Source organism: Desulfosporosinus shakirovi (genome assembly GCF_020595055.1).
Taxonomy (GTDB): Bacteria; Bacillota; Desulfitobacteriia; order Desulfitobacteriales; family Desulfitobacteriaceae; genus Desulfosporosinus; species Desulfosporosinus shakirovi.
In genome coordinates, this window is the sequence record NZ_JAJDOO010000049.1 from 22,811 (window position 1) to 29,716 (window position 6,906).

Consider the following 6,906-nt stretch of genomic DNA (forward strand, 5'->3'; position numbering starts at 1 on the left):
AGCAAGCCCTAGTTAACTAGTTACTCCCTAACGTGGTGTTATTCCCGTCAGAACTCCATATCCGCCAAGGACTTTAACCGTTCCTACAAGACCTCCCTGGAAAGATTCCTGTTCGAGCTCCTTACCGCTGCCTTGTTCTACGAAATATTTGTCCAAGCTGTAGTCTACACGATAGGTATTAGTTTCATTAAAGGAATTTTGGAACTTTCCTTTTAGATAGAGCCCTTGCTCAGGTTTCGTTTCGCTGACTTGATCGACGACATAATACTTGCCCTCTTGTTTAAGGATGACATAAAGGTACTTATTGTATACCTTGTCTATGGATAGAGGAACTTTAGACTTTGGAACATCTGAAATTGCAAAATTAATGGCAACATAGTCTCCCCTGAAAAGATCCGTCGGGTCATAAGCCTTCGTTTCGAGAACGACCTCTTTTCCAAAGAGAACGGTTGCTTGTGGTTTGATGGTCATAGCCAGGAGAATGAGCAAGGGAATCGCCATGGCAAGAAAGAATGATTTTTTCTTAGTCATGCCAATGTCCCCCCTTTTGTTTTCATGCGTTCGAAGTAAAAACCAAAGGCTAATAAGAGCAGTCCCCCTACAACAAAGAACAGAGATTTAGGCAAAAACGCAATGGTATCCGTGTAATATCGGAAGATAGTTATACAAACAAAGATAAGGCTTATGAGGTTGCCCTTTCTGATCAGGAAAAATAGAACAGCGACAAAAGCAAGGGCAAAGAGGATACTCACCAAACGTGTCGATTGAACATTGACCAAGACATCCCATATATCGGGGAAGGTCAATATCACACCGGTTACCCCAAAGAGGATGTTACCCTGAACTTTAAAAATGTCCTGCTCAAAGTTATGTTGTGCTCCATACATCACAAGTCCTATGAAGAAAAAGAGCAAAGCGACATGTAATCCCTCAGCCTCATATCTTAAAGCGATTTGAAAGATAAAGCTCAAACTTGTCAGGTTAGCGAAAAACAAGAGGAGCCTTGATTTATTAAAGTAATAGAAAGCCAGGTATGTGATGGGAACCCCTGCCCACCCTGCATAAGGAAACCCTTGATCAAAGGAGCCTAAAAGGTAGACTCCAAACAGGCAATTAGCCAAAAGCATTAAATACTTATCCTTAAGCTGGAATGCCAACGGAAGAACACCTATGGACCAGAGCAGAAATGCTGTAGGAAAGTCTCCTCCAAAATTGTACATCTGTCCAATGAGAAAAATACCCGCTCCATAAACCAGAGTCCCTAGATAAATCAAACTCCGACCTGTCCTCGGATTATTTTCCGTCAACATATATCCTGCAAGGTTTACTCCGCAGAATGCGCCGAAGATAATAAGCAGCTTAATAAAATGACTGATCCCATCCCAGTTGCTAGCTATAAAACTTAAAACCCCAAGACCTACGAGAATAGCGCCAATCGTAACAACCACCTGAATAAAGTTCAGACCACCCTTAATTTCGTAAGTCTCCAATATTCCAGTCTTTTGCTCCCCTGTGATAAGACCGGAGCTTTCAAAGTAGTCCAGTTCTTTGCTGACTAAGGAGAAGTTCGTATTAGTTATTTGACGTTTCAAGGATTTCCCCTCCTTTTTCAGGCCTAATCAAAGCTTAATCTATACCATCTATACTAGCGGTTATTTCTACACAGACTAAAAAGCATTAAACTTTATATTTTTTTACTTAATGATCACAGTAGATATATGGTTCCAAAAGAACTCTTGATCTTTTTTTAATCAGTTCATACCATTGATAATACTATTATCAATCATGACCCGGTATGTTTCCGTAATATTTCTTATTTAACATTGTACTCTATTAATAATCATTTTACAATCGTGTTTTCTTTAATCAAGTTCCCTTTTCACTTAACTACTGACATCGGCTCCATTGACGAGAAACGCTTTTTCCCAATTATCAACATAAGATCCGGTGGCCCACTCAGCCATAATAATTGATGTTCCGGTCTGCAACTCTATCTTTGCCAATGGTTCACTTCCTAATTGACCTGCACTGATTGAGTAAACCTGAAGTTTGGTCTTGGTTATGACAAGAGCCATATCTTGATTAGGAGAGGTGAAGGCATCCACGGCATCCGGAACGCGATCCTTAATGTACTGCCAGCTAAGACACAAGGTATCGTAGAAAATCAATTTAGCCGGAGGAACTAAATTAACATTAAAGTCCATATAGCTGGGGTCGTTAGCATCTTGAAAAGAGTAATTTATTCTGCCTCTAAGATACCAATGTCCATTTTTACGGATCAGACCGAAATTTTGTTCAAAGCCGTCATTATCTATGGATGTAATATTAATATTGTTGTTTAAAGACCGGAGTGCCTGAGCCCTAGCGTTGCTAAAAGCAACCAACCCGTTGTTTCCTAACAGGTCAGACAGCTTAATCCCCTCTAGAGCAGAGATTTTATCCACCGGCAGAACTTGTAAACGATTTCCACCTTGGTCGGTTTCCACAGCAACAAAGTCATTGCCAATATAATCAATGATCTTTTTACCAGCTCCTGTCTTAACTTCCCCTCGGCTAATTGTCATGGTCTTGAGTTGCGGTTCCTTTACTTTAGTAGAAACATCATGAGCGGAATATAAATCTTGCATGTATGGTCCTTCCTGAAGTTGGCGTATTTGCAACTCCCAAAAGCCACTGTTGCGCGGGAAAAAGATATTGTCCCCTATTAAAACCGGATGCAGCTTCTTATTATCTATGGCCAGCCATAAAGTCTGATACGTGAAGTTAAAATTATCTGCATTATCTTTAACATCCGATCCCTTCGGTATTTTTAACCCCACCAAAACACCGGCTGCTCCTGAATTGCTATGTTCGTTGGTTTTGAAGTCATTAAGGTTACTGAACGCTAAAGAACTGTCTACTTGATCAGAGACCTTCTCGAGATATAACACTTTATTTTGAACAAAAGCTACAAGCTTTGCTTCATCAATTCTCATAAATTCGCCCAGAAAATTCTCCTCCGAGGATACAGTAATGACCTCAACTTCTTTACTGTCTGGCATTAAAGTATTGGGTAAACTTAAATATTTAGTCATTAGATAGTTTGAAGAGTTTACTTTTTTTATCTTAAACATTGGGTTGCTCCAAACATACTCACCGAGCATGGCAACTTCCCCCGTAAATTGAATCTTACCTTCCCAACTCGAATTATCTGCTCCGTAATTCCCGTTGGGTTGCATCTCCTGCATCACTTGCCATTGACCTTCCAATGGGCAAATATTATGTACCGGTGGAATAATCTTACCCGCCGTTGTCCAAGAAAGGTTGGCACAACCGCCGAGCAAGAGGAGGGAAAGACTTATAATCAACACACTAAACGCTCTATGCATAGAAACTCTCCCCTTTAGGCAGGGTGATAAATACCTTTGTCCCTTGATTAAGTATACTTGTGATTTCTAACTTACCACCCATTAGGTTCACAATTTCTTCGCATATTGACAGCCCTATTCCATTTTGGGAGCGTGAAGTTTTTCCCTTATAGAATTTTTCTTTCACCATGGGGAGTTCATCAACGGCTATTCCACACCCAGTATCCGAAATAGTGAATAACAATTCCTTGTTTTGCATCTCTATATCGAAGCTAACTAGTCCGCCAGCAGTCGTAAAATTAAAGGCATTATCTAAAACGTTTATAAACAACTGTTTTAGCCTATTGGCGTCCGTGAAAAAACTCGGTAAATCTTTAGGGCATTGAACAGTGAAGTTGATATTTTCCCGCACTGCCCTTGGAGTTAATTGTTTTTGGATGTGCTCGATAAGCGAGGCTAAATTGACCTCAGCCTTTTGCAATTTCACCCGGCTGGAGACGAACTTAGAAAAATCCAGCAGTTCTTCAACCATCAAAGTTAGTCGTTCACTCTCCTTGGCAATAATCCCCAGACCGTCTGCTAACATATCCTTTTGTTGGAATTGTTCATTCTGTAAAGTAATTGCCCAGCCCATGATCGAAGTTAGGGGTGTGCGCAGTTCATGGGAAACCGATGAGATAAAATCATTCTTAAGCTGTTCCTTTTTCACAATCTCATCCGCCATATAATTTAAAGTATCTGAGAGCTTACCGATCTCATCTTCATTTGTTTTTTTACTGCGAGCTTGAAAATTGCCGGAAGCCATTTCTTGAGCTGCTTTTGTAACTTCTTTTAGGGGCACGATAATTGTGTTGGCTAAAAAAACACTGATCAGCCCGGCTATAAAAACTACTGCCAGACCGATTGAGATAAAGATATAGGCCGTGTTTTGAATATCCTTATCAACAGCGTTTAAGGAGGTTATAAAGCGCAAGGCCCCGACTACTTCATTGTTTGCCTTTAATGGGTAAGCCACAGCCATTACTTTTTGTCCGTTTAATCTCCCAATCCATTTCCCAGTGTTTCCGTCTAAGGCTTCCTTGATATCGTTTATTGCTGCATTCCCTGTGGGGATCACACCCAGAGAATCCATTACAATACTGCCATCCTTATCCACAATTTCCACTTCAGCGTTACTTTGGTTCCAGAAAGCGTCTACATTATATAAGACATTTTCTTGAAGGGAGGTGTCGGAAAAATACTTAGCATACAAATCAGCAGAAATCTTAATCTGGTTAGTGAGACTTCCTTCCAAACTTCCATAGTAGTTTTGACGTACTGTATAGATAAGAAGAACTTCGAGAATCGTCACAGTGATAATGATGATGATCATAAAATTGGCTGTCAGCCTGGCTCGAATTCCTGTCATTTTAAGGTTCCTGTTGCCATCGGTAACCGGAACCCCAAACCGTTTTAATATATTCCGGTTGCGAAGGATTATCCTCAATCTTTTCCCGCAAGCGTCTAATATGGACATCCAATGTTTTTGTATCCCCAAAATAATCATCACCCCAGACAGTATTCAGCATCTCTTCCCGCTTAAGTGCCCTACCAGGGTTTTTCATAAATACTTGTATCAACGCAAATTCGATAGGGGTTAAATCAATCTCCTGATCACTCTTGAATAATTTGTTAGCAGTAACATTCAAACTTAAGTCCCTGCAACAATAAACCTCTTTTGGGTCTTTTATTCCATTGCCTCTTCGCAAAACAGCCTTTACCCGAGCAATCAATTCTAAAGGGTTAAACGGTTTTACCATATAATCATCTGCGCCCAGTTCCAAGCCAAGAATCTTATCTGTATCTTGGCCCTTGGCGGTAAGCATAATCACAAATGTTTCTTGCATAGTCTTCCTGATTTTTTGACAAACTTCCAATCCGCTGATGCCCGGCAGCATGAGATCCAGCACAACTACCTCAGGGACAAAAGATTTTAACATCTCCAGGGCTTCCTCTCCAGACGCAGCATCACCCACTAAATAACCTGCAGCGCTAAGGTTAAGGGTAATAAAGCGTCGGATAGGCTCTTCATCTTCAACAACCAGTACTTTTACTTTTACATCCTTCATCTGACCACTCCGCGTATCTCTTATTGCAAGGTTTTGACCCCTGTACGTCTATTCTAAACCATTTAGCAGAGCTAAGGGGATTTTTTTTTGCAGAAATTGTCTTAGTTTTGCAAACCTCCGGAAAATACTATAGGCAAAACATCAGGACCTAACACCCCAAACGAAAATCCTTGTTTTTTTAACAACTCAATAATCTCTGGCAACGCATCTATCGTTGAATTTTTGCCTACTAAATCATGTAACAAGACAACAACTCGAGTCTTACCCTGAATCTGCTCTTCAACATTCCTAATTAACTGGTCCTCAGAGAATAATCGAGCATCTGTGTCTCCCGGATCAACATTCCAGTCTTCCATTAAATAACCTGCGGCATCTACGGTATTAAAATAGTCAATATTAAAATGACCTACCGTCCCTCCAGGGGCACGAACTATTTGGGGGCGTATACCAATAGTCTGATAAATGATCTCTTCTGCTTTCCTTACGTCATCCAGAAAATTCTTAGGTCCTTTATACACCTCTGCCATATTATGAGAATATGTATGGTTGCCGATTACATGATCCTGCTCATACACAGCCTTTAGTAAATCCGGATAAAGCTCTACCTGTTGCCCGATATTAAAAAAGGTGGCGCGGACCTTTTCTTTGGCCAATATATCGAGAATTTTTGGCGTGGTACTGGGGTAGGGGCCATCATCGAAGGTCAAGTACGCCATCTTTTCATTTTCCGGCTTGAATTTACGCTGGCGCATAGCTAAACCAGGAGCTGTTGGCGGGTTGCCTGCCTCATCATAGTATGGTCGAATAGGAGTGCCTGGTGGCCCAGGTAGTGGAGTCGGAGATAAATCTTCTGTTGTGCCTGAAATGATGATATTTGGTTTTGCATCAGAATGGACGGGTTCTTGCAGTGACGTCCCGGATGACGGCTCAGATAACGACTCAGGTTTTTGATCTGAAGACTTAGAATCTTCGTATTGGGTGTTAATTGCCTCTGATTGAGATAGGGCCTTCTCTGTTAATAACTTGCTTTGATCAGGTTGGGACAAGGACGATTCTTCCGTATATTTCCCCGGGGCGAGCTGTGCAGAACTCGGAGATGTTGCCAATTGATCTTCCTTACTGTCGATTTCACTCGTTTCATCCACCTCTGCCATACTGTTAGGTAAAGGCGCTAAATCCTCTTTCACCTTCGGCGAATCGTGCAGTCGAGCAATTGATTGAGTAGCGATACTCCAGTGAGGAAATACCCCCACCCAAAAAACGCTAATACTTAAAAAGCTCGCCATAAAAACTAGACCTACGATTTTCATTTTGGACATAGTTCCCTCTTCCTCTCTCTACATCTTGTCCCTGTCTCAAAAAAATCACTCTTTCGCCATACTCTTACAATACACCTGATAGAGTACAATTAAGTTCGCAAAATTAAAAAAGGGAAAACCATCGGTTACTCC

General features: G+C 41.1%; 6 protein-coding genes. All 6 read right to left on the minus strand.

Translation table 11 applies throughout. The features are described 5' to 3' along the window. Positions 1-27 precede the first annotated feature (27 nt). The gene (locus tag LJE72_RS23685) at positions 28-531 is read right to left on the minus strand and encodes a GDYXXLXY domain-containing protein (RefSeq protein ID WP_229250430.1); all 504 of its coding nucleotides are present in this window, start codon (positions 529-531) and stop codon (positions 28-30) included. Further along, positions 528-1,592: a DUF2157 domain-containing protein gene (locus LJE72_RS23690; RefSeq protein ID WP_229250431.1), complete on the minus strand. Its 1,065-nt coding sequence runs from the start codon at positions 1,590-1,592 to the stop codon at positions 528-530. Before LJE72_RS23690 ends, LJE72_RS23685 begins: the two co-directional genes overlap by 4 nt. Before the next feature lie 291 nt (positions 1,593-1,883). Next, positions 1,884-3,368: a hypothetical protein gene (locus LJE72_RS23695; protein ID WP_229250432.1), complete on the minus strand. Its 1,485-nt coding sequence runs from the start codon at positions 3,366-3,368 to the stop codon at positions 1,884-1,886. After that, complete coding sequence (locus LJE72_RS23700) at positions 3,361-4,755, minus strand: sensor histidine kinase (RefSeq protein WP_229250433.1); 1,395 nt, start codon at positions 4,753-4,755, stop codon at positions 3,361-3,363. The genes LJE72_RS23695 and LJE72_RS23700 overlap by 8 nt, the downstream gene beginning before the upstream one ends. Position 4,756: 1 nt before the next feature. Continuing rightward, positions 4,757-5,455: a response regulator transcription factor gene (locus tag LJE72_RS23705; RefSeq protein WP_229250434.1), complete on the minus strand. Its 699-nt coding sequence runs from the start codon at positions 5,453-5,455 to the stop codon at positions 4,757-4,759. A 101-nt stretch (positions 5,456-5,556) separates the two neighbouring features. Further along, positions 5,557-6,774, minus strand: a complete 1,218-nt coding sequence (locus LJE72_RS23710; protein WP_229250435.1) for a polysaccharide deacetylase family protein — start codon at positions 6,772-6,774, stop codon at positions 5,557-5,559. Between the last annotated feature and the right edge of the window lie 132 nt (positions 6,775-6,906).

What these genes read in the sequence shown, in the direction of transcription:
- LJE72_RS23685 (WP_229250430.1), bottom strand. Translation starts at nt 531, where the DNA reads ATGACTAAGAAAAAATCATTCTTTCTTGCCATGGCGATTCCCTTGCTC.
- LJE72_RS23700 (WP_229250433.1), bottom strand. Translation starts at nt 4,755, where the DNA reads ATGACAGGAATTCGAGCCAGGCTGACAGCCAATTTTATGATCATCATC.
- LJE72_RS23695 (WP_229250432.1), bottom strand. Translation starts at nt 3,368, where the DNA reads ATGCATAGAGCGTTTAGTGTGTTGATTATAAGTCTTTCCCTCCTCTTG.
- LJE72_RS23705 (WP_229250434.1), bottom strand. Translation starts at nt 5,455, where the DNA reads ATGAAGGATGTAAAAGTAAAAGTACTGGTTGTTGAAGATGAAGAGCCT.
- LJE72_RS23710 (WP_229250435.1), bottom strand. Translation starts at nt 6,774, where the DNA reads ATGTCCAAAATGAAAATCGTAGGTCTAGTTTTTATGGCGAGCTTTTTA.